Below are 21,711 nucleotides of genomic sequence, written 5' to 3' on the forward strand. Positions count from 1 at the left end.
GGCTAAACGCCCCAAAAACTTTAAAAATGGCACAAAATAGTGAAATAAAATATTTGACCCCAATAGCGGTTGATACAAAGAAGAAAAAATACTGTCGTTTCAAGAAAAGCGGTATTAAGTATATCGATTACAAAGACGCCAACTTCCTTTTGAAATTTGTGAATGAACAAGGAAAAATTCTTCCTCGTCGTTTAACAGGTACTTCAACTAAATATCAAAAGAAAGTAGCTCAAGCAGTGAAAAGAGCTCGTCATTTGGCTTTAATGCCTTACGTAGGTGATTTATTAAAATAAGGAGGCAGTATTATGGATATTATATTAAAGAAAGACGTTACTAACTTGGGTTATACCAACGACATAGTAACTGTTAAATCAGGATACGCAAGAAACTATTTAATTCCTCAGGGATTTGCAATAGCTGCTAATGATAGCAATAGAAAAGTACTTGCCGAGAACTTAAAGCAAAAAGCATATAAAGAAGAGAAAATCAGAACAGTAGCTAGTGATAAAGCTAAGTTAGTGGAAGGTTTAACTGTTAAGATTGGAGCTAAGGCTGCAACAACAGGTAAAATCTTTGGTTCTGTTAATGACATTCAATTGGCTGATGCTATCAAAGAACAGCACAATCAAGAAATCGATCGTAAGATGATTACTATTGAAGGTGATGCTGTTAAAGAAGTTGGAACATACAAAGCCACTGTGAAATTCTATAAGGATATCACAGCTGAAATTAGTTTCGAAGTGATTGCAGAGTAAATCTGTTCAAGTTAAGTTATTCAGACCCGTTTCTATTGAGACGGGTTTTTTTTATAATTTAGTGTTATGGAAATAAGTAAATCTGAGATAAAACTCATCAACGCTATTAAAACAAGTCATGGTAGAAAAAAACATGGCGTATTCTTAGTTGAGGGTCCAAAGATGATTGAGGAGCTTCTGCAATCAAATTTTGACATAAAACTGTTAATTGCTACTGATAATTGGTATCTTGAAAACAATAAAATAGTTAACGAGCCTTTTGCACGAGTGGTGAAGAGTAAAGACTTAGAAAGAGTGAGTCAATTATCTACTGCAAACCAAGTTTTGGCTGTCGTCAACTCTCCTATGAGTAACGAACTACATATACCAAATGACGAGCTGATTCTTGTACTTGATACCATACAAGATCCTGGTAATTTAGGTACAATAATCCGCACGGCAGACTGGTTCGGCATCAATACTATCCTTTGTTCAAAAGAAACAACAGATGCATACAGCCCCAAGGTAGTTCAGTCATCCATGGGTTCTGTATTTAGAAAAAAAATTTACTATACTGAATTAAAAACGGCATTATCATCCAACTCACATCAGCTACCAATTTATGGAAGCCTCCTTCAAGGTGAAAATATCTATGAATTATCTTTGAATAAAAAAGGATTTATCGTTATTGGAAACGAATCAAAAGGAATCTCCAAAGAAATTCAAAAGCTGATTACTCAAGCTATTTATATACCACAAGCCGATAATTCCAAAGCAGAATCACTAAATGCTTCTATTGCAACTGGCATCATTTTATCCATCTTTTCTAAATAAGTTAAAAATAGTATCATTTTCAGCTCAAAAGTAGAAAAGCTTTATCTTTGTAAAAAAATAAATCATGATTCTTAAGTTAATATTAATCACCGTAGTTTTAATGGCTGTTGCCTTTGCTTTAATTGGAATAAAAATGTTTTTCGTTAAAGGAGCTGTATTTACAAAAACCTGTAGTTCAGATTTAGAAACGAGCCAAGGTAAAAAGATGAGCTGTATGTGTGAAAAGGATCCTGATTATGTATGTGAAAATTACGAATCACATCATGGTGCTGGAGCAAAAGCGCATTCTCATTAAAAAAAAAGCATAAAAAAAGCCTACTCGAACTGTAGGCTTAAGACTTATTCACTTCTCGAAACTTATTTCATTTGCTTTGTTAATTCTAAAGCTTGTTCTTTATAATAACTATTTGATTGCGAAATCATGGTAAATATCACATTGGCCTCCTGTTTCTTATTTTGTTTTACCAAGCACAAGCCTTTATACCATTGCGCTTGGTCATAAAACACATTTAAATAATTTGATATGACCTGATCAAACTTAAACTCAGCAACCTCGTACTCTCCTATTTCCATATGTGCCACCCCACTATAATATAAAGCGGTAACACTGGTAGGTAGCTGTTCAAAATAATCTATTGACTCCTCAAATTTATTATCTTCAAACAATACCAAGCCTTGTTCTAAAACACTATTACTATGCGTAGAACCACTACGAGTATTTAAAAACACTTCATCAGTATTATAATATTGATCAAATAATTTATCGGATGCTGAATTCTCATTTAGAAATACATAGCTGCCAAATAAAATGAGGGCAACAGCAGCAACTGATGCCACATAGGACCAGTGTCTTCTTAAACTAATCAACCTTTTATTGGAGTTTTTGCTTTTATGCGATTTACTAACTTTTTCTAATTGCCCCCTGAAAACTAACAATTCTTCATTACCAACATAAGTCATCAACTCTTTAGCCATCGCATATTCCTTTGCGAAATCAGAGTCTGATTCTATTAACCGATTAAAGTCAGTCAGTTCAAACTCCGAAAGTTCATTCAGGACTTTCTTTTGGATTAAATTTGTTTTTGACGCTTTCATAATAATTCTCTTGATTTAGGATCTTTTTTAATCATTTCAATCAGAGTCTCGAGACAGATCTTCTTTCTTTTTCTTATATAAGCATCGCTGGATAAATTTAGTTTATTGGCAATTTCAGCAGCTTTAAATCCGGCCATTACCAATTTGAGTATTTTCATACAAGAGTCAGGAATTAGATCGATATATTTTTGGAATAATTGCTCTTTTATTCCTTCAACCGCCAACCTTTCCTCTTCTTCAAAATCACTAGAAATAAATTCCAAATCTTTTAAATTATCTGCAAGAGGCAATGCATCTTTCGAACCTGTAGAGTAGTACTTAAATAGCGTAATTCTACAAACCGAATAGAAATAAGTAAAGAAAGAACTTTTTAATATTTGAAACTCTTCAGTTTTTAGTTTCTTGTAGATAACTACAAGAGAATCTTGAAAAATATCATAAGCAAGATCTTCATTCCCTCTTTTCGACAAAACCAAGGTTTTAATCGAATCGAAATAACTTTGATAGATAAATTGAAGTATAATATTATTACCACTTTTTATTCCATCTAGGATCTCATTTGTTGTATATTTCTCTTTCTTCACTTATTAATACTATTTTTTGTAAAAACGTACCCCTAAATTATTGATTATTTTTAATCTTTTTTTAAAAACTTTTACAAACGCCTGGATTACTGCATCTTATACAGATCCAAAAATATAGGCAAATGATCACTAAATCCTCCATGATATTTATACCCTATAAAAGTTCGATTCGGTTTTAATCCTAAAAACTTTTCATCTTTTTCTAAAAGATATGGCTCAGCAAAAATGGGATTTTGATGGAGGTTAATTTGTAATTGGTTATTGGACAAAAGTAAGAACTTTGAGACAATAAATTGATCTAAAATTCCCCAATTGGCTTGATATTTATGAGTTCCTTTTGATTTATCATTTACTAAAGGCAACATTACATTCACCATTCTTGAAGAACCCTCAGGGCTACCAGCCTCTAAATGAAGCCTTAAACTTTCATCTTCAGGTTCATCATTAAAATCCCCCATCACAAAAATAGAAGGTGTTAATTCTTCATTAAATATGGAATCTATTTTCACCCTTAAGATATCGGCCACATAATTTCGTTTTGGAGCCGATGCCATTTGACCTCCCCATCTACTAGGCCAGTGATTAACAAAAATATGAATTGTATCTTCATTAAATATTCTAAGCTTAACATAAAGAATATCACGAGTCTTTGTTTGTGGAGAAAAATGAAAATCAATCCGAACGGCTTCATGATAAATCAATTCTGCACGCTTAGGATCGAATAATAAACCAACATCAATACCTCTTCTATCAGGGCTTTCTTCATGAACAATTCTATAATCAAATTTTGAAAACGGAGTCTTGTAAACCAATTGGTTCAATACAAACCGATTTTCTATCTCGCATAAGCCGATAATTGCAGGCGGGTATGGATTTCCAACAGCTACTATTGTTTTATAAATATTACTGAGTTTATCTTGATACTTATACCAAGACCAATGCTTCGCCCCTTCCTCTGTAAACTCTTCATCACTCGTTAAACTATCGTCAAAAGGGTCGAATAGATTCTCAACATTATAAAACATCATTCTTAAACTATCTTGAGGATGCCTATCTAATTCCTCTTGAGAAAATACAAAGCCATTTAAAAAAATAGCCTGGATAAAAAGTATTATCCTTATTATTTGTTTTATATTTGACATAGTTTCTACTAATGTAATACTGCCAATAATAAATCTAAATCGCGGTAATTAAAGCCAAATTTTTTCCCAACCCTATTATTAGTTATAATACCATTAAAGACATAAACACCATTTCTAATTCCTGCATTTCGCTTTAAATACTGGGAAACCCCTCCTGCATCAGCCATTTCTAGTAATAAAGGAGTAAAAAAGTTAGAGAGGGCATTAGAAGCTGTATAGGCCACACGAGAGGCAATATTTGGTACTCCATAATGTGTAACTCCAAACTTTTGATAAACGGGATCTTTGTGACAAGTTGGACGAGAAGTTTCGAAAGCCCCACCTTGGTCTATACTAATATCCATTATGACAGAGCCTTTTCTCATATTCTCTACCATATAGCTTGGAACCATATAATGACTTCCAGTCTCTTTTACACGTAGTGCTCCTATGGCTACATCCGCATCCTTTAAAGCCTTCATTAAAACCTGAGGCTGTATAGTTGATGTAAATATATTCTGCTTTAGATTGTTCTGAATCCTCCGAAGTTTATAAATGGAATTATCAAAAATCTTTACCTGAGCCCCCATTCCAATGGCGGAACGAGCGGCATATTCACTAACAGTTCCTGCACCAATAATAACGATTTCGGCAGGTTTTAAACCAGGAACCCCCCCAAGCATAGTACCATTTCCATAATCTGGATGAGATAAATAATGAGCTGCAATTTGAACTCCAGCACTTCCTACAATTTCGCTCATGGAACGAATGAGAGGATACGCCTTGGTGCTGTCTTTTATTCTCTCAAAGGCAATAGCTGTAGCTTTTTTCTCAATAAAATCGGCAAAATACTCTCTTTTCTGATTAAATAATTGAAGGGATGTAACCAATAATTGATTCTTTCGAATCAGGCTTCTCTCTTTTGGGGATAATGGACTTACTTTTAGAAGAATTTGAGCCTCCATTACCTCTTCTGTTGTTTCTATAATTTCGGCTCCCTGCTCAGAATAATCCACGTTAGAATGGCCTGATTTAAGACCAGCATTGGATTGAACCAGTACTTTATGACCTAGTTCCACCAATAGACCTACTGATTCTGGTGTCAGACAAACTCTATTCTCACCCTCCTCTGTTTCGCTAAGCACGCCAATACTAATATTTGATTTTTGGTGCCCAACTTCTAGCATCTCTTCTTTGGGTAGTAATTGCGATGAAATATTTATCAATCCTTCTTCAGAAACCATATACGATATTTTGAGAGCTATTTTTTTTTAAACTTCCCATTTAATTATTCTATCTCCGGTTAGCTCATCTTCCTTAATTTTCAAATATACGCATTCTTCAGGTAAAAGTTTCTCCACTTTTTCCGGCCACTCCATCAAACATAGATTTCCGCTCTCCAAATAATCGTAAATACCAATATCTAGGGCCTCCTGATAAGTTTCCAAACGATAAAAATCAAAATGAAAAACAATATCCCCTTTTAAGGTATCATATTGATTAATAATAGAAAATGTTGGACTATTAACGATCCCATCTACTTGTAAGAACTCACAAATGGCTTTGATGAATGTGGTTTTTCCCGCTCCCATTTCGCCTTTAAAAGCAACTATCTTATGCTCTCCAAGCGATTTTATTAGGCTTTGAGCTATCTTTGAAAGATCCGAAGGACCTTCAGCTTTGAATTCATATTTTGACATGGGGCAAATTAAATAAAAAAAGCAAAGGGATATCCAGTTTTTGACACAAAAAAAAGGAAATGAATAACTCATTCCCTTTTCTTTATTTTATTGTGCCAATTATTTGCTTCGCAAACGAATAATAGGAATCAATAACTCCTCCATGGATATACCACCATGCTGGAAGGTATTCTTATAGTAATTAGCATAATGATTGAAATTATTACGATACGCAAAGAAATCATTTGTCTTTGCAAAAATGTATCCATCATTAATATGTGTCTTTGGGAGAAATACATCCTTGGGTTCTCTAACTTCATAAACATCTTTGGCTTTGTAATTTAGACTTTTTCCAACTTTATATCTCAAATTGGTATTGGTTAGTTTATCTCCAATGACTTGTACCGGGTTCTGAACCCTAATACTACCATGATCTGTTGTTATGACCACATTTACATCTTTTTTGGATAAGTATTTAAACATATCATATAATGGAGAATGTTCAAACCAACTCACCGTTAAAGATCGGTAAGCTGCTTCATCATCGGCAAGTTCTCTGATGATTTCCATTTCGGTTCGAGCATGTGAAAGCATGTCTACAAAATTATAGACAATCACATTCAAGTCATTATTCATTAAGTTTGGAAGTGAATCGACCACTTTTCGACCAAAACTCATATTGAGAACTTTGTGATAAGAGTATTTGTCCTGTCTACCAAAACGCTTCAGCAACTCGCCCATTAGTTGAGATTCGAATTGGTTTTTCGATCCCTCATCGTGCTCTCCTAACCAATATTGAGGATATTTCTTTTCTATTTCTGAAGGTAATAACCCAGAGAACAAAGCATTACGAGCATATTGAGTCGTACTTGGGAGAATACTATAATACAGTTCCTCTTCTTCAATTCGGAAAAGTTCCTCAAAAAAGGGCTGAATGGTTTTCCATTGATCATATCTTAAATTATCAATGATAAATAAGAAAGTAGGTTTATCATCTTTAACAGCTGGTAATACTTTCTTCTTCATCAAAGTATGCGACAATACAGGTGCGTCTGAACTATTCCCACTTAACCAACCTTCATATTCACTCATCACAAATTTTGAGAACTGATTATTGGCGTCGTCCTTTTGCATTTTCAGCACTTCATCCATACCATTATCTCTCGATTTACTCAAACTCAGCTCCCAATGAACCAATTTCTTGTAAATCTCAATCCACTCCTTATGATTTAAACGATTACCTATTTCCATACTCAAAGCCTGAAACTGCTGCTGATAAGCCATGGTGGTTTTCTCCGAAACAATTTTTCTATTATCGAGGTTCTTTTTTAAGCAAAGAAGAATTTGATTAGGCTTAACGGGCTTTATCAAATAATCAGCGATATTTGATCCTATAGCCTCCTCCATGATAGATTCTTCTTCACTTTTTGTAATCATCACAATTGGTAAAGAAGGTGACTTTATTTTCAATCTCTCTAAAGTTTCAATACCACTTAACCCTGGCATATTTTCATCCAAAAATACAATATCGAAATCCGTTTCATCAACCAAATCAAGCGCTTCACTCCCATCATTAGCAGTACCAACCTCATAACCTTTTTGTTCCAAGAACATAATGTGGGGTTTCAAAAGATCTATCTCATCATCAACCCATAATATTTTAGTGCCCATATTTTTTCTTTCTATTAAAAACATAAAATTAGCGATTTATTGCATGGATTTTACTCAACAAAAACAACAATCATATATAGAGCTGAATTACAGATACTTGCTCCTTGTTAAGATTTGTTAATGCTTCTTATCAATTCTCTATTATTCGTTTATAAGAACAAAGAAATACGTAATTTGCAGATTCATTCGAAAACTATGAATACAAACAAGCTTAAAATATTTAACGATCCAATATATGGCTTTATCCAAATAAGTGATGAATCTATTTATGATATTATAGAGCACCCCTATTTTCAAAGGTTAAGAAGAATAAATCAGTTGGGATTAACTTATATGGTCTACCCTGGTGCAATTCATACTCGTTTCCAGCATAGTATGGGAGCAATGAATCTGATGAAAAGCACCTTACTAAGTTTGAAAGATAAAGGAATCAACATTAGCACCGAGGAGGTGTTAGCTGCTCAACAAGCCATTCTTCTGCATGATATTGGTCATGGGCCTTTCTCCCATACTCTAGAGCGCCACCTATTATACCGAACCAGCCACGAAAAAGTAGGTTCCTTGTTATTAGAAGCCATTAATAAGGATCTCGGTGGCATATTAGATACGGCCATCGCTATTAATAAAAACTCCTATCATAAGAAGTTCCTTCATCAATTGGTCAGTAGTCAATTAGATATGGATAGGCTCGACTATTTAAAAAGAGATAGTTATTTCACTGGTGTAAGTGAAGGAGTTATTGGAACCGATAGGCTAATCAAAATGCTCAATGTTATAGATGACCAATTAGTGGTAGAGGCCAAAGGGATATATTCTGTAGAAAAGTTCTTGGTCGCTAGAAGAATCATGTATTGGCAAGTATACTTACATAAAACTGTTCTCAGTGCTGAACAACTGTTGATTGAAATAATTAAAAGAGCAAGAGTTTTATCAAAAACCGATTCTAGAATCAGTTCTAGTCCAGAATTAATTCTTTTTCTTAGAAATAAGATAGATGCTGAACAATTAATAGAAAAGGATTTATTATCCAAATTTGCCAGCATTGATGACTTTGATATTATGTTCGCCATTAAAGAATGGTCCAAACATAAAGATAAAACACTAAGTTTATTATGTAAAAACATTTTAGAAAGACATATTCCAAAGGTTATTATCCAGAAAGAAAAATTCGACCAAAATGCTATTCAAAAGTTAAAGAAAAAAGTAGCTAAAACTTATGAAATAAGCATAGATGAGGCCGCTCATTTCGTATATAGCGGTATTGCTAGCAATAGAGCTTACAACCAAAAGGCGGATAAAATTTTCATTCAAGAAAAAAACAGAACACTGGTAGACATCACAACAGCCTCTGACAACTTCAATATCAGAAGCTTATCGGCTCCTGTTAGTAAGTTCTATTTATGCTATCCCAAAGAATTCCATATTGGAGACACTAAGATTTAGCATTTTTTTAGTTTAGGCAATTTTGAATATATTTGCCCCAAATTCGAAAACTAACACATATGAAGTTTACTGCCGCGCAGATCGCAGGTGTATTAGAAGGCAAAGTGGTTGGAGATGAAAACATTGAGGTGCATGACTTATCAAAAATAGAAGATGGTCAGCCAGGAACCCTTAGTTTTTTAGCTAATCCTAAATATACAAAGCATGTTTATACCACTAAAGCAAGCATTATCATCGTAAATGAAGATTTTATTGCAGAAAAGGAAGTCCCTTGTGCTTTAATTAAGGTTAAAAATGCATATGTTGCATTTTCTACATTATTAGATCTGTACAAAGAAGCTACTAATCAAAAAACAGGAATTTCGTCTCAAGCCTTTATTGCTGAATCTGCCCAAATTGGAAAAAACGTATATATTGGCGAATATGCTGTTATTTCTGAAAATTGTGTTATTGGGGATGGAAGTAAAATATATCCACAAGCTTATATTGGAGACAACACTAAATTGGGTAAAGATTGTATTTTATTTGCGGGAGCCAAGGTATATAATGATTGCAAAATTGGAGATTCTTGTACCTTCCATTCTGGTGTTATCATAGGAAGTGATGGCTTTGGATTTGCCCCACAAGATGATAAAAATTACAAAAAAGTAGCCCAGATAGGCAATGTTATTATAGAAGATTTCGTTGAGGTAGGAAGTAACACTACTATCGATAGGGCCACCCTAGGATCTACTGTAATAAGAAAAGGTGTAAAATTAGATAATCTAATTCAGATTGCTCATAATGTAGAAATCGGAGAAAACACTGTAATTGCAGCTCAAACAGGAGTATCGGGAAGTACTAGAATAGGTAAAAACTGTATGATAGGCGGTCAAGTTGGTATAACAGGCCATTTAGTTATTGGAGATGGAGTGATGATAGCTGCTCAAAGTGGAGTGAGCTCAAATGTTAAAGATGGTAAAGTCATTCAAGGTTCCCCAGCTTATGATATTGCTCCATATAGAAAATCATATGTATATTATAAGAGACTTCCAGATATTGTGAAGCGTATTGATGAGCTAGAAAAGCAGCTTAAAAATTCAAAAAACTCGTAAAGAGATTTTTTCTTAAATTTGCGGCTATTTTAATTGAAAACCAGAATGTTTTCATCAAATAGCTTGATATAAAAATTAGCATAAAGTATTTATGGAAAAACAACGTACCATTAAAAGAGAAGTAAGCATCTCTGGAACCGGATTGCATACCGGACAAGAAGTAACCATAACATTCAAGCCAGCAGCAGAAGGTTATGGTTATCGATTTGTAAGAACAGATGTGAACGAAGATATCGAAATTAAAGCCTTAGTTGACTATGTAGTAGATACTTCTAGAGGAACTACTTTAGAATACAAAGGTTCTAAAGTTTATACCATCGAACATGTTTTAGCTGCTTTGGTAGGATTGCAGATAGATAATGTTAGAATTGAAATGAATGGTGCAGAAACTCCAATTCTTGATGGAAGCTCAAGATTATATATTGAGAAATTAGAAGATGCTGGAATAGAAGAACAAGAAGCCGAAAGAGAATATTACGAGCTCACCGAGAATATTAGCTATCAGAATGCTGATGAAAAAGTTGAATATATCGCCATTCCAAGCGACGAATTCAAAGTTTCAGTGATGATAGATTACGAAAGTGAAGTTTTAGGAACTCAACATGCCAATATGTATCATATTGGAGAATTTAAAAAAGAGATATCCAAAGCAAGAACCTTCGTATTTCTCCATGAACTAGAGTTTCTATTAAAAAACAACTTGATAAAAGGTGGTGATCTTGCTAATGCTATTGTTTATGTAGAAAAACAAGTAGAACAAGATGAACTCAACCGCTTGGCTGAATTATTTAACAAACCTGTTGTTAATGTAACTGAAAAAGGATACTTAAACAACCTGGAACTTTTTGCAAATAATGAGCCAGCCCGTCACAAATTATTAGATGTAATAGGTGATCTTGCATTAATCGGAAAACCTATTAAAGCACATATCATTGCCACTCGACCTGGACATAAGAACAATACTGCTTTTGCCAAAATCCTTAAAAAAAGACAGAAAGATGAAGAGAGCAAGAAAAACATGCCCACTTTCTCATCTGATGTAAAACCACTTTTCGATATCAATGATATCATGAAAAAGCTTCCTCATCGTCCTCCATTCTTACTTATTGACAAGATTATGGAGATGAGCGATACTCATGTTATTGGAAGTAAGAATGTGACCATGAACGAGGATTTTTTCGTAGGTCACTTTCCTGGAAACCCAGTAATGCCGGGTGTATTGCAAATTGAAGCGATGGCCCAAACTGGAGGAATCTTAGTTTTAAGCACGGTTCCCGATCCTGAAAACTATATCACTTTATTTATGAAAATTGATAAAGTAAAATTTCGTAATCAAGTTGTGCCAGGTGATACTCTAAATTTCAGTTTAAAATTACTAACCCCTATCAGAAGAGGACTTTGCCACATGGGTGGAATAGCTTATGTAGGAAATAAAGTAGTAATGGAAGCAGAAATGTTAGCGCAAATAGTGAAGATAAAATAAAAATACAAGATAATGAATCAACCCTTAGCATACGTTCATCCTCAGGCAAAACTTGCAAGTAATGTAGTGATAGAGCCTTTTGTAAATATTGAAAAGAATGTAATCATTGGAGAAGGCACATGGATTGGATCGAATGTTACTATCATGGAAGGAGCACGAATTGGGAAAAATTGTAAGATTTTTCCTGGTGCAGTGATTTCTGCTATCCCTCAGGATTTAAAATACGATGGTGAAGAGACCCTAGTAAAAATAGGTGACAACACCACCATTAGAGAATTTGTGACCGTAAATAGAGGTACTAAAGCCAATATGGAAACCATAGTTGGAAATAACTGTCTGCTTATGGCTTATGTGCATATTGCTCATGATTGTATCGTTGGCGACAATGTAATCCTAGCTAATGGAGCAACTTTGGCAGGCCACATAGATATTCACGATTGGGCTATCATTGGTGGCCTAGCAGCTGTACACCAATTTGTACAAGTAGGAAAACACGCCATGATTAGTGGTGGTGGAATGGCTCGTAAAGATGTTCCTCCTTATACTAAAGCAGGTCGCGAACCTCTTTCATACGTTGGTATCAACTCCGTTGGTTTACGCAGAAGAGGATTTACACCAGAACAAATTCAGCAGATTCAAGAAATCTACAGAATTATTTATTTAAAGAATAAAAATGTATCTCAGGCTGTCAATTATATTGAAGCAACTATTCCTGCAACACCTGAGAGAGACGAAATATTAACTTTTATTGCAAAATCAACTCGTGGTATCATGAGGGGATATTCAAGATTTTTATAAAATACAATTATGGCAAACACTTCAGATTTCAAAAACGGATTAGTTATTGAATTTAATGGAAACTTATTCTCTATTGTTGAATTTCAACATGTAAAACCTGGTAAAGGACCAGCTTTTGTGAGAACAAAACTAAAAAATCTAAAAACTGGGAAAGTTATTCCTAATACTTTTACATCTGGTGTTAAAATTAATATCCAAAGAGTAGAAAGAAGAAGCTACCAATACCTTTACAAAGAAGGTCAAGATATGCACTTCATGAATAATGAAACTTTTGAACAAACATTTTTAGATGAAGCTCTTGTTGGAGCTCCAGGAGCGTTTTTGAAAGAAGGTCAGAATGTTGAGATTTTAATTCATGCAGAAACTGAATCACCCCTCACTGTAGACCTTCCACCTTATGTAACTCTTGAAATTACCTATACTGAACCAGGAGAAAGAGGGAATACAGCTACCAACACTTTAAAAGATGCTACAGTTGAAACTGGAGCTACCGTTAGAGTTCCTCTATTCATCAATACTGGTGAATTGATCAAAGTAGATACCAGAAATGGTGAGTATTCTGAAAGAGTTAAAGCTTAGTGAATGAGATTTCCTAGAAATTACAGCTTAAAAGAAGTCAGTAAACTCATTGGAGTTAACAAATATGTTGGTGCTGACGATTATGTAGTAAGTGGAATTAATGAAATACATATGGTAGAAGCGGGTGATCTAACTTTTGTTGATCACCCAAAATACTATAGTAAAGCATTAAACAGCGCTGCTACAACTATATTAATTAACAAAGAAGTAGATTGTCCTGAAGGCAAGGCTTTAATCATTTCGGACACCCCATTTGACGACTACATGAAACTCGTTAAACATTTCCGACCTTTTGAAGCTTCCACCTCCTCTATCAGTCCTAAAGCAGAAATTGGAGAAGGAACTATTATCCAACCAGGAGCATTTATTGGAAATTATGTAAAAATTGGAAAGAATTGTATTATTCACGCCAATGCATGTATTTACGACCATTGCATTCTTGGTAATGATGTGATCGTACATTCTGGTGCTATCATTGGTGCTGATGCTTATTATTTCCAAAAGAGAGCAGATGGCTTTAAAAAGTTTGAATCTTGTGGTAGAGTTATTCTAGAAGATAAAGTTGAAGTTGGTGCATTATGTGCCATCGACAAAGGAGTAAGTGGCGATACCATCATTGGTGAAGATACCAAAATGGATAACCACAGTCAGATTGGACATGACACCCAAATTGGTAAAAGATGTTTGATAGGAGCTCATGCTGCTATTGCAGGAGTAACAAAAATTGAGGATGATGTTATTATCTGGGGTAGAGTAGCCATAAACAAAGATATTGTTATTGGTAAAGGAGCAGTCATATTAGCCACATCAGCTATTGACAAGTCAGTAGAAGGTGGCAAAACCTATTTTGGTAGCCCAGCTATTGAAGCTAGAGAGAAGTGGAAAGAGATGGCAACCTTAAGGCGTTTAGCTAGAGAAAATAGATAATAAAAAGGACTGCTTATTTAGCGGTCTTTTTTTGGCTTAGGGCTTCTTTATTTCTAATATCCAATATTACTAATATGGCCGCAAAGCCCCAGAAAGGCACAGCAGCTTTATCAGAATCTAAGAAATTATTAAGCAGGCCATGAATGAAATAGGTAACAAAAGCTACCAATATCCCCATAACCATGACTCTATTAGAGCGATTAGCATCTTGCTTATAAACACGAACTCCAGTAGAAATAATTGCGATCCCAATTAAAAGGAAGGTCACTAAACCAAGAACACCTTTATCAGCCAATGGACCCAAATATTCACTATGTGCATTTCCTCCATCACCAAAATCGGTACTAATTATAGTTTTTTCACTTGCTCTTTGCATTGGAGCATACACAAACTGATAAGTACCAGGTCCCCATCCTACTATGGGTCTTTCTTCGAAAAGACGAAGTGCACAAGCCCATCTATTAATACGTTCTAAGTTTGAAGCATCTGTAGCAATATTACTTGCGGAAGATACATGCTCCATAAAATTTGCAGAGGAATCTTGATCATTCTTTGATAATTTATCTAAAATTTGATTTTGAAAAGTAAAGAATAAGCCTACAACGCTAATAATTGTTAATGCTACATATCGTAATTTTATCTTATAATATATTAAAACAAAAACGCCTATTCCACCAATAACAGATAACCATGCTGCACGACTGTAAGATAAATACAATGCAAACAGAATGATTAAAGTAGCAATAATAGAATACATTTTCAGACTCTTAGAATAATCATCTGTAAATATTAAAGCCAAACCAATAGGCAAATAAAACGCAAGGATCATTCCATAGGCTGTATGATCATTATAGAAAGGAGACATCACCCAGTGTCCTGCTTTAGTTTCAAATCCCCACATAGAATGATGAATAGTGGTATAGATAATCACAATGATTAATGGGATAATATAAAGCCAAGCAAACTTTCTGATATCAGAATCTTTCTTGATGATTTTACTAAAAATGAAGTAAAAAGGAACGACAAACCATAGTTGTGAAACAAAGTACTTTAATGATACAATAGGTAATTCACTCGTAAAGGTAGTAAACAAAGTCCAAGTCAAACTAAGAGCTAATGCAATGGTTATCGGGTGTTTTAGAAACCTTTTATCAAAGCTCCAATCAAAAAATATTTTTATAATAAACAATAATAATACCCCAGCCATCAATGGTTCTGTCGGCAGAGACACCCCTACTCCAAAGTCATTATCTTTAAGAATTATTGCTAAAGGAGTAAAGAAAACAATCAACCAGATCAGTTTATCTAAAGCAAAAAAGTAAAGAAGAATAAAGAATAAACCAAATGGAATGGCAAAAGCATAATATTGATTTTTAGCCACAAAGTACATGTTGGCCAAAACAAATAAAATGCTGAGCAAGTAAATAATTCCTATTTTTACTTTGGAGGAGAACAAATTAAATCGCCTTTCTAATTCGTAAATTCTCAATAACACCAATCACAATAACTGAGAGTAATAATGTTGTAAACATCGTTAAGGCCACAATTAACCATCTCACTGGATATGATTTCTTATCAGCAGCAAAAGGCTCTTCAATAACGTTAGTATATGAAAACTGTCTATCATAATTGGCATCGGCCTTATCTAATTCACTAGTTATTTCTCTTAATAATAAAGCTTGATGCTTTAAAGTCTCAAGACTAAGCAATAAGTCTCCACCTTTAGCCTCCATACTTTTTCTCAATCTACTAACTTCGTCTTTATTAATTCGTGTGGAACCTCCTTCTACTGTACCCAACAAACCTTTCATTACTTCAGAAGATTGAGCACCATATTCTATTAACCCATCTTCAGCTGCCAATACATGCAATACACTTTTTATGGAATCAATAGATTGAATTTTTCTTTGTTTAGCTCTTTCCCACATCCCCACAACTTCGCCAAACTTTTCTTCATGCAGCATTTTAATTTTCTCATTATAAGCAAGAATAACCATTTCAACCATTTCTTTGGCTATTTCTGGATCTCTATCTAAAACTTCAATTCTTAGAGCTTCACCAGGGGTCTTTCCAATCTTCACACTCTCTTTATATTCATTTATCAGAGCAGTAGTAAAATACTCATAATCAGGAGATATCTCATAATGCTCAGCAAGATTAAATTCCTCAATAACACGATCTCTCACATAACTAGCTTGAAGAATTTGATACATTTGCTCAGTTTCACTTTCTTCAGAATATGGTGAAATATTAGATGGATATATTACCGCCCAAGATTTAAATTTGGGAGTAATTAACCAAGAGCCTGAAAATACTGCTGAGCCTACAAAAGCTATAAGCAATATGACAGCCAAATGAACCCTCCATCTTAAAAGGGTATTAATGACGTTCAGATTATTAAAATTGCTTTCCATTATAATATGATTTATTCTTATTCTATGCTTATTAAAAACTAATTTCTTATCAATTGAGCTTAACTCTTTATTATTATCTTTTCCATAATACCTAATTTGATTTAGGATTAATTGAATTATGCTTTTTTTTTTATTTGTAACTTTTCTAGTTGCTCAAAAGTAATAATAACTAAAACTGTAAGAAATAATGAACCAAAAATTGATAATATTACAATCAACCATCTTATTGGATATGATTTCTTTTCTGCTTTATATGCATTATTTACAATAAATTTTTGAGGTAAATCTTGTTCAGCGTCTACTTTTGCTTCCTCATATTTAGCTCTAATTTCACTCAGTTGTTTTTTATCATGTTCTAATGCATCTCTAATGGATACATAAGGACCGCCATAATTTGCTAAAATATCTAGTTTACCTTCTAAACGCTGAATATTTGCATTATTGCCCTTGGCTATTTCCATGGCCAACTGACGGTTGATCATCTCTGATTGTGATTCATAATCATGCACTCCTAATTTACGCAATACTGTTAAGGAATCCTCTTTGAGCTTAATTTCTAATCTAAGCTTAAAGTACTCTCTTTCAACTATCTTGAAAGCCTTATTTGCACGTATACGTTTCATATTATTCTTCACTACATCGTATAACAAAGCAATTTCATTAGCTATATCAGCAGCAAATTGAGCGTCTTTATCGTAAACAATAATTTTTACAGCACTATTTTCAGTTCGTTTAAACTTTATATTTGATTCATATAACCTATACAATTTCGTGAAATGATAAGAATCATCATCATTAATCCCATAATGAGAAGAAAGATGATACTTCTGAATGATACTATCACGAATGATATTGGAATTTAGAATCTGTAACATTTGTTCTATTTGCTCATCCTCTCCAAATTCCAATATATCTTCTTTGGCCGCATAGTTGGTGCTCAATAAAGCTTTGGATATAGCATTGGTGGAAGTTGGGAACAATACCACTTGACTTTTATAAAGTGGTGTTATAAAGTAGGGTGTTGAGAATATTACAGACAATATTGCAGCCAACAAACCTACAAGGAGAAATGTTCGTCTCCATTGAAATAAAAACGTAATAAAATTTGAGGAATCAAATCCTTCGTAAGTATTATTATTCATAATCGATATGAACCTTTTAGAAAGCCCAAAAATAGAACTATTTTCTAAATAAGAAAATATAAATATGTAATTAGATCGGAATTAATAAAAAGCTATTTTAATTGGTCGTTTTTTATAATTTCAACAAACTCTTTTATACTCAAGAGCTTCATCAAAACAGCTATTAATAAGGAAGATAGAGAAACAAAAACCAATTTAAGAACCCAGTTATACGTAATTACGAAAGTAGATGTATAACTAATAATTAAAGTAAAAATAATAAAGCCAAATAATCTAATGATAAAATTATTATCAATTTTAAAATTAAATTTACTTTTCACAACATACAATTGGGCGATGGAAGAAAATGACAATGCAGATAAATTTGCAACTGCAGAACCAAAAGCATGATATTTCGGTACTAAAACCAGATTTAAGGTCACACTAATTATAAGACTAATAGCAGCAATAGTATTAAGTTCTTTTAAACTTCCATTAGCAGTTAGTAAAGTACCAAAGATATAGGAGGTTCCCATGGCCATCACACCAAAAATAATAACACTGTAGACCGAGGATGATTCACTTATATGCTCATCGTATAATAATTCCATTATTTCGTAACTATAAAAGAAAGTGCATATTGCCAAAATACTGGTAGCCACAAACAATAAAGAAAAGGATACTCTAACAATATTGATTAAACTCTCTTTTGCCTTGATTAGGTGAGAAAAGAGGGGTAATAACAAAATAGCAAACAAAAAGCTGATTTGATTTGTTGCTTCTAATATTCTATAAGCATGTGCGTATACTCCAGATTGGATATTACCTATTTCATTTGGTAATAATTTGTCAATCATCACCGTATCAATTCTATTATAAAAAGTCATTAATAGAGTAAGTAAGGCAAATGGCATGCTCTTTCGTAAAATCATTAAGAAGAATGGAATATTCCAATTTATGGCTAAAGACTTACTTTTAATGACGACTACTGAATAACCAATAATTGCAGCAATAATATAAGCTGAGGTCTGGGCATAAACAAACCATTCTATTTGAAATTCACCAGAAATAACATGACCCCACAGCAAAACTGCCATGATTATAATCATCAGACTCCTATCTAAGACCGACATAAAACTCTCCGTCCTAAACATGAGCATTCCAGAAATATTAGATCTTATATATAATATAAATGATAGTAAAAATTGATTAAAACCTACTAAAGCCAATAAACTCAGCTGAGAACCCCTATAACCCCAAAGTAAGCCTATCCCTATTGTGACAATAAAATAAAGGAAACCCAAAATTAGTTTTAAGCTCACTATTCCAGAAAAATGTTTAGCTAATAATTGAGTATTCTGAGCAATATTGCGATTATTGAAATTGGTAACTCCTAAATCCAATAAAATATTGAAAAGGAAACTAAAGTTGAGGATGGTATAATAAAAGCCGAATTCCTCTGCTCCCACTACGTTTTGTACTGTCCTATCTATACCAAAAACCCAAAATGGCTTAATCAGCAAATTGAGTAAAAGCAGTAATCCTAGATTAGTTATAAACTTTCTCTGCATAAATTTATAGATCGGCAGTTAAATAATAGTCATTCTTGTATCTTTGCGGCAAATTTAAGGATTAGAATTGGTAATTAATAGTTTCTAAGTGAAAATAGCTGTCAATACAAGATTATTACTCAAAAACAAATTGGAAGGCATAGGTTGGTTTACCTTTGAAAGCCTGAAAAGAATAACTCAACAACATAAGGAACATGAGTTTATCTTCATTTTCGATCGCCCCTATAGCGACGATTTTATTTTTGGAGATAATATCACCCCAGTGGTAACTGGCCCTCCTGCTCGTCATCCCATTCTTTATTATATTTGGTTCAATTATAGTGTTCCCAAAGTATTGTCGACCCATAAAGTCGATCTTTTCTTATCTCCAGATGGATATATCCCTCTGAATTGCAAAGTCAAAACTCTTGCAGTTTTCCATGATTTGAATTTTGAACACTACCCAAAAGATCTGCCATCTAGCGAGCGCTACTACTATAGGAAGTATTTTCCTCGATTTGCTAAGAATGCAACGCGAATAGCTACTGTATCTGAATATTCAAAAAAAGATATTTGTGAACTCTATAAAGTTGATGAAGGTAAAGTAGATGTGGTATATAATGGAGCCAATGAAAAATTCACTCCCCTACCTGCTAATATCAAAAAATTAGTCGTAGAAAAGCACACTGGTGGTAAACCTTATTTCATTTTTATTGGAGCTTTAAATCCTCGAAAGAATTTGGTCAACTTGATGAAGGCTTTCGATTTATTCAAAAAGAATGACCGTTCAAGTGTTCAATTACTGATAGTGGGTGAAAAGATGTTTAAAACAGATGAAATTTTTGAAACATACGAACAAATGTCATATAAAGCCGATGTTGTTTTTAGTGGCAGATTGAATGCCTTAGAATTACATAAAGCCCTGGCCTCAGCACTGGCTCTCACCTATGTTTCTTATTTCGAAGGATTTGGAATTCCAATAGTTGAAGCTTTTTATACAGGAACCCCGGTTATCACCTCCAATGTTACATCTATGCCTGAAGTTGCTGGTGATGCAGCTTTATTGGTAGATCCTTTTTCACCTGAAGATATTTCATTGGCTTTAAAGAAGGTATCGGAAAATGCCGATTTAAGAGCTGAACTTATAGAGAAAGGAAATCAAAGAAAACTTAAATTCCATTGGCAAAATACAGCGGACAACCTCTGGAAATCCATTAATAAAACTGTGAATCAATAAAACCTATAATATGAATATTTTACTTTTAGGATCTGGCGGAAGAGAACATACCATGGCTTGGAAAATGAGCCAAAGCCCCTTATTAAAACAATTATTCATTTGCCCTGGAAATGCAGGCACTTCTAAATACGGAACCAATGTTTCTGTTAATATTGATGACCATCAGTCATTGACAAATTTTCTTCTTACCGAGAAGGTAGATATGATAGTTGTTGGCCCTGAGCAACCTTTAGTAGAGGGTATTCATGATAGAATTGTTGCTGATGAAAAATTAAAACACATCTCAGTTATTGGTCCTAAAAAAGAAGCTGCGGAATTAGAAGGCAGTAAAGATTTTGCTAAACAGTTCATGCAAAGACATCATATTCCGACTGCTGCCTATCAAACTTTTGATAAATACAGTTTGGAAGCTGGAATTGAATATTTAAAAAACACCAAGGCTCCTTACGTTTTAAAAGCCGATGGTCTTGCTGCTGGAAAAGGAGTTATTATCCTCACTGATTTAGAGGAGGCCATTAAGGTGTTTACAGAAATGATCACTGAAGACAAATTTGGTTCTGCAGGTCACCAAGTAGTGATTGAAGAGTTTTTAACGGGTGTTGAACTTTCTGTTTTCGTTCTTACTGATGGGGATTCCTATGTTTTATTGCCTGAAGCCAAAGACTATAAGAGAATTGGTGAAGGTGACACCGGCCCTAATACGGGTGGAATGGGAAGTATTTCCCCTGTACCTTTTGCCGATGAAGCCTATATGAAGTTGGTGAAAGAAAGAATCGTAGAACCTACTGTTTCTGGACTTAAAAAAGATAAACTAGACTACCAGGGTTTTATATTTATTGGTTTGATAAATGTTAATGGAAATCCTTATGTGATTGAATATAATGTGAGAATGGGTGATCCAGAAACAGAAAGTGTTCTTCCTCGACTTGAAACTGATTTAGTAGAACTATTCAATGGAGTTGCAAACAGAAATCTTGGAGAAATGACAACTACTTTCTTAGCTAAAGTAGCAGCTTCGGTAATGTTGGTTTCTGGAGGATATCCAGATGCTTATGAGAAAGGGAAAGTGATCACGGGTTTGGAGGAATCTGATGAAAACATATTATTCCATGCAGGAACAAAAGTAGACGAGCAAAATATAGTAAGCAATGGCGGACGAGTATTAGCCATTACAAGTTTAGCTGATACTATGGAAGATGCCCTAAAAGCCTCTTATAAAAAAGCAGAGAAAGTCGATTTCGAAGGCAAGTATTACCGCAAAGATTTAGGCTTCGATTTATAAAAGATAATTAATATAAAGAGCCTAATCTGCCAATAGCGAAAAGCGAAGTACTAAAAGCCAAATAC

At 33.9% G+C, this 21,711-nt stretch carries 22 protein-coding genes; 12 read left to right on the top strand and 10 right to left on the bottom strand.

Features of this window, described 5'->3' with window-relative positions:
• Window positions 1-26 precede the first annotated feature (26 nt).
• The 4 genes from rpsR (at window position 27) to HNS40_RS12910 (ending at window position 1,863) form a co-directional block, all read left to right on the top strand.
• Window positions 27-293, top strand: coding sequence for a 30S ribosomal protein S18 (rpsR, locus tag HNS40_RS12895; protein WP_172281438.1), 267 nt, complete (start codon window positions 27-29; stop codon window positions 291-293).
• A 12-nt stretch (window positions 294-305) separates the two neighbouring features.
• On the top strand, window positions 306-755 hold the full coding sequence (rplI, locus tag HNS40_RS12900; protein WP_172281440.1) for a 50S ribosomal protein L9: 450 nt from the start codon (window positions 306-308) through the stop codon (window positions 753-755).
• A 66-nt stretch (window positions 756-821) separates the two neighbouring features.
• Entirely contained in the window at window positions 822-1,568 is a 747-nt protein-coding gene (locus tag HNS40_RS12905; protein ID WP_172281442.1) for an RNA methyltransferase, read from the top strand.
• A 64-nt stretch (window positions 1,569-1,632) separates the two neighbouring features.
• Window positions 1,633-1,863: a hypothetical protein gene (locus HNS40_RS12910; RefSeq protein ID WP_172281445.1), complete on the top strand. Its 231-nt coding sequence runs from the start codon at window positions 1,633-1,635 to the stop codon at window positions 1,861-1,863.
• A 62-nt stretch (window positions 1,864-1,925) separates the two neighbouring features.
• On the opposite strand, the gene HNS40_RS12915 is transcribed toward HNS40_RS12910, so the two are convergent.
• The 6 genes from HNS40_RS12915 to HNS40_RS12940 form a co-directional block, all read right to left on the bottom strand.
• The gene (locus HNS40_RS12915; RefSeq protein WP_172281448.1) at window positions 1,926-2,663 is read right to left on the bottom strand and encodes a tol-pal system YbgF family protein; all 738 of its coding nucleotides are present in this window, start codon (window positions 2,661-2,663) and stop codon (window positions 1,926-1,928) included.
• A complete protein-coding gene (locus HNS40_RS12920) occupies window positions 2,660-3,247 on the bottom strand; it encodes an RNA polymerase sigma factor (protein WP_172281450.1) in 588 nt (195 codons plus the stop codon). Before HNS40_RS12920 ends, HNS40_RS12915 begins: the two co-directional genes overlap by 4 nt.
• An 86-nt stretch (window positions 3,248-3,333) precedes the next feature.
• Window positions 3,334-4,389: an endonuclease gene (locus HNS40_RS12925; RefSeq protein ID WP_172281453.1), complete on the bottom strand. Its 1,056-nt coding sequence runs from the start codon at window positions 4,387-4,389 to the stop codon at window positions 3,334-3,336.
• An 8-nt stretch (window positions 4,390-4,397) separates the two neighbouring features.
• Window positions 4,398-5,612 (bottom strand): alanine dehydrogenase, encoded by a 1,215-nt coding sequence (locus tag HNS40_RS12930; protein WP_172281456.1) that lies wholly within the window; start codon window positions 5,610-5,612, stop codon window positions 4,398-4,400.
• Between the two features lie 27 nt (window positions 5,613-5,639).
• Window positions 5,640-6,068: a tRNA (adenosine(37)-N6)-threonylcarbamoyltransferase complex ATPase subunit type 1 TsaE gene (tsaE, locus tag HNS40_RS12935; RefSeq protein WP_172281458.1), complete on the bottom strand. Its 429-nt coding sequence runs from the start codon at window positions 6,066-6,068 to the stop codon at window positions 5,640-5,642.
• A 99-nt stretch (window positions 6,069-6,167) separates the two neighbouring features.
• Complete coding sequence (locus tag HNS40_RS12940) at window positions 6,168-7,742, bottom strand: bifunctional response regulator/alkaline phosphatase family protein (protein WP_216663735.1); 1,575 nt, start codon at window positions 7,740-7,742, stop codon at window positions 6,168-6,170.
• Between the two features lie 171 nt (window positions 7,743-7,913).
• Between HNS40_RS12940 and HNS40_RS12945 the strand changes: the two genes are divergently transcribed.
• From HNS40_RS12945 to HNS40_RS12970, 6 genes are all read left to right on the top strand, one after another.
• On the top strand, window positions 7,914-9,161 hold the full coding sequence (locus HNS40_RS12945) for an HD domain-containing protein (protein ID WP_172281460.1): 1,248 nt from the start codon (window positions 7,914-7,916) through the stop codon (window positions 9,159-9,161).
• A 59-nt stretch (window positions 9,162-9,220) separates the two neighbouring features.
• Window positions 9,221-10,255 carry a UDP-3-O-(3-hydroxymyristoyl)glucosamine N-acyltransferase gene (gene lpxD / locus HNS40_RS12950; protein WP_172281462.1) on the top strand — a complete coding sequence of 345 codons (1,035 nt, stop codon included), beginning with the start codon at window positions 9,221-9,223 and terminating at the stop codon, window positions 10,253-10,255.
• Between the two features lie 91 nt (window positions 10,256-10,346).
• Window positions 10,347-11,738 (top strand): bifunctional UDP-3-O-[3-hydroxymyristoyl] N-acetylglucosamine deacetylase/3-hydroxyacyl-ACP dehydratase, encoded by a 1,392-nt coding sequence (locus HNS40_RS12955; RefSeq protein WP_172281464.1) that lies wholly within the window; start codon window positions 10,347-10,349, stop codon window positions 11,736-11,738.
• Between the two features lie 12 nt (window positions 11,739-11,750).
• Complete coding sequence (gene lpxA / locus HNS40_RS12960; protein ID WP_172281466.1) at window positions 11,751-12,536, top strand: acyl-ACP--UDP-N-acetylglucosamine O-acyltransferase; 786 nt, start codon at window positions 11,751-11,753, stop codon at window positions 12,534-12,536.
• A 9-nt stretch (window positions 12,537-12,545) separates the two neighbouring features.
• Entirely contained in the window at window positions 12,546-13,115 is a 570-nt protein-coding gene (gene efp, locus HNS40_RS12965) for an elongation factor P (RefSeq protein ID WP_172281468.1), read from the top strand.
• Between the two features lie 3 nt (window positions 13,116-13,118).
• Window positions 13,119-14,042, top strand: a complete 924-nt coding sequence (locus HNS40_RS12970) for a UDP-3-O-(3-hydroxymyristoyl)glucosamine N-acyltransferase (protein WP_172281470.1) — start codon at window positions 13,119-13,121, stop codon at window positions 14,040-14,042.
• Between the two features lie 13 nt (window positions 14,043-14,055).
• Here the strand turns inward: HNS40_RS12970 and HNS40_RS23720 are convergent, their stop codons facing one another.
• The 4 genes from HNS40_RS23720 to HNS40_RS12990 form a co-directional block, all read right to left on the bottom strand.
• Entirely contained in the window at window positions 14,056-15,423 is a 1,368-nt protein-coding gene (locus HNS40_RS23720; protein ID WP_172281472.1) for an O-antigen ligase family protein, read from the bottom strand.
• A 76-nt stretch (window positions 15,424-15,499) separates the two neighbouring features.
• Window positions 15,500-16,456: a hypothetical protein gene (locus HNS40_RS12980; RefSeq protein WP_172281474.1), complete on the bottom strand. Its 957-nt coding sequence runs from the start codon at window positions 16,454-16,456 to the stop codon at window positions 15,500-15,502.
• 116 nt (window positions 16,457-16,572) lie between these two features.
• Window positions 16,573-17,598, bottom strand: coding sequence for a hypothetical protein (locus HNS40_RS12985; protein WP_172281476.1), 1,026 nt, complete (start codon window positions 17,596-17,598; stop codon window positions 16,573-16,575).
• 92 nt (window positions 17,599-17,690) lie between these two features.
• A complete protein-coding gene (locus HNS40_RS12990; protein WP_172281478.1) occupies window positions 17,691-19,148 on the bottom strand; it encodes an oligosaccharide flippase family protein in 1,458 nt (485 codons plus the stop codon).
• A gap of 88 nt (window positions 19,149-19,236) precedes the next feature.
• Here HNS40_RS12990 and HNS40_RS12995 point away from each other — a divergent pair, with 88 nt between their 5' ends.
• Complete coding sequence (locus HNS40_RS12995) at window positions 19,237-20,364, top strand: glycosyltransferase family 1 protein (protein ID WP_172281480.1); 1,128 nt, start codon at window positions 19,237-19,239, stop codon at window positions 20,362-20,364.
• 10 nt (window positions 20,365-20,374) lie between these two features.
• Entirely contained in the window at window positions 20,375-21,646 is a 1,272-nt protein-coding gene (gene purD, locus HNS40_RS13000) for a phosphoribosylamine--glycine ligase (RefSeq protein WP_172281482.1), read from the top strand.
• Window positions 21,647-21,711 lie beyond the last annotated feature (65 nt).

The organism is Lentimicrobium sp. S6 (assembly GCF_013166635.1).
Classification (GTDB): Bacteria; Bacteroidota; Bacteroidia; order Bacteroidales; family UBA12170; genus UBA12170.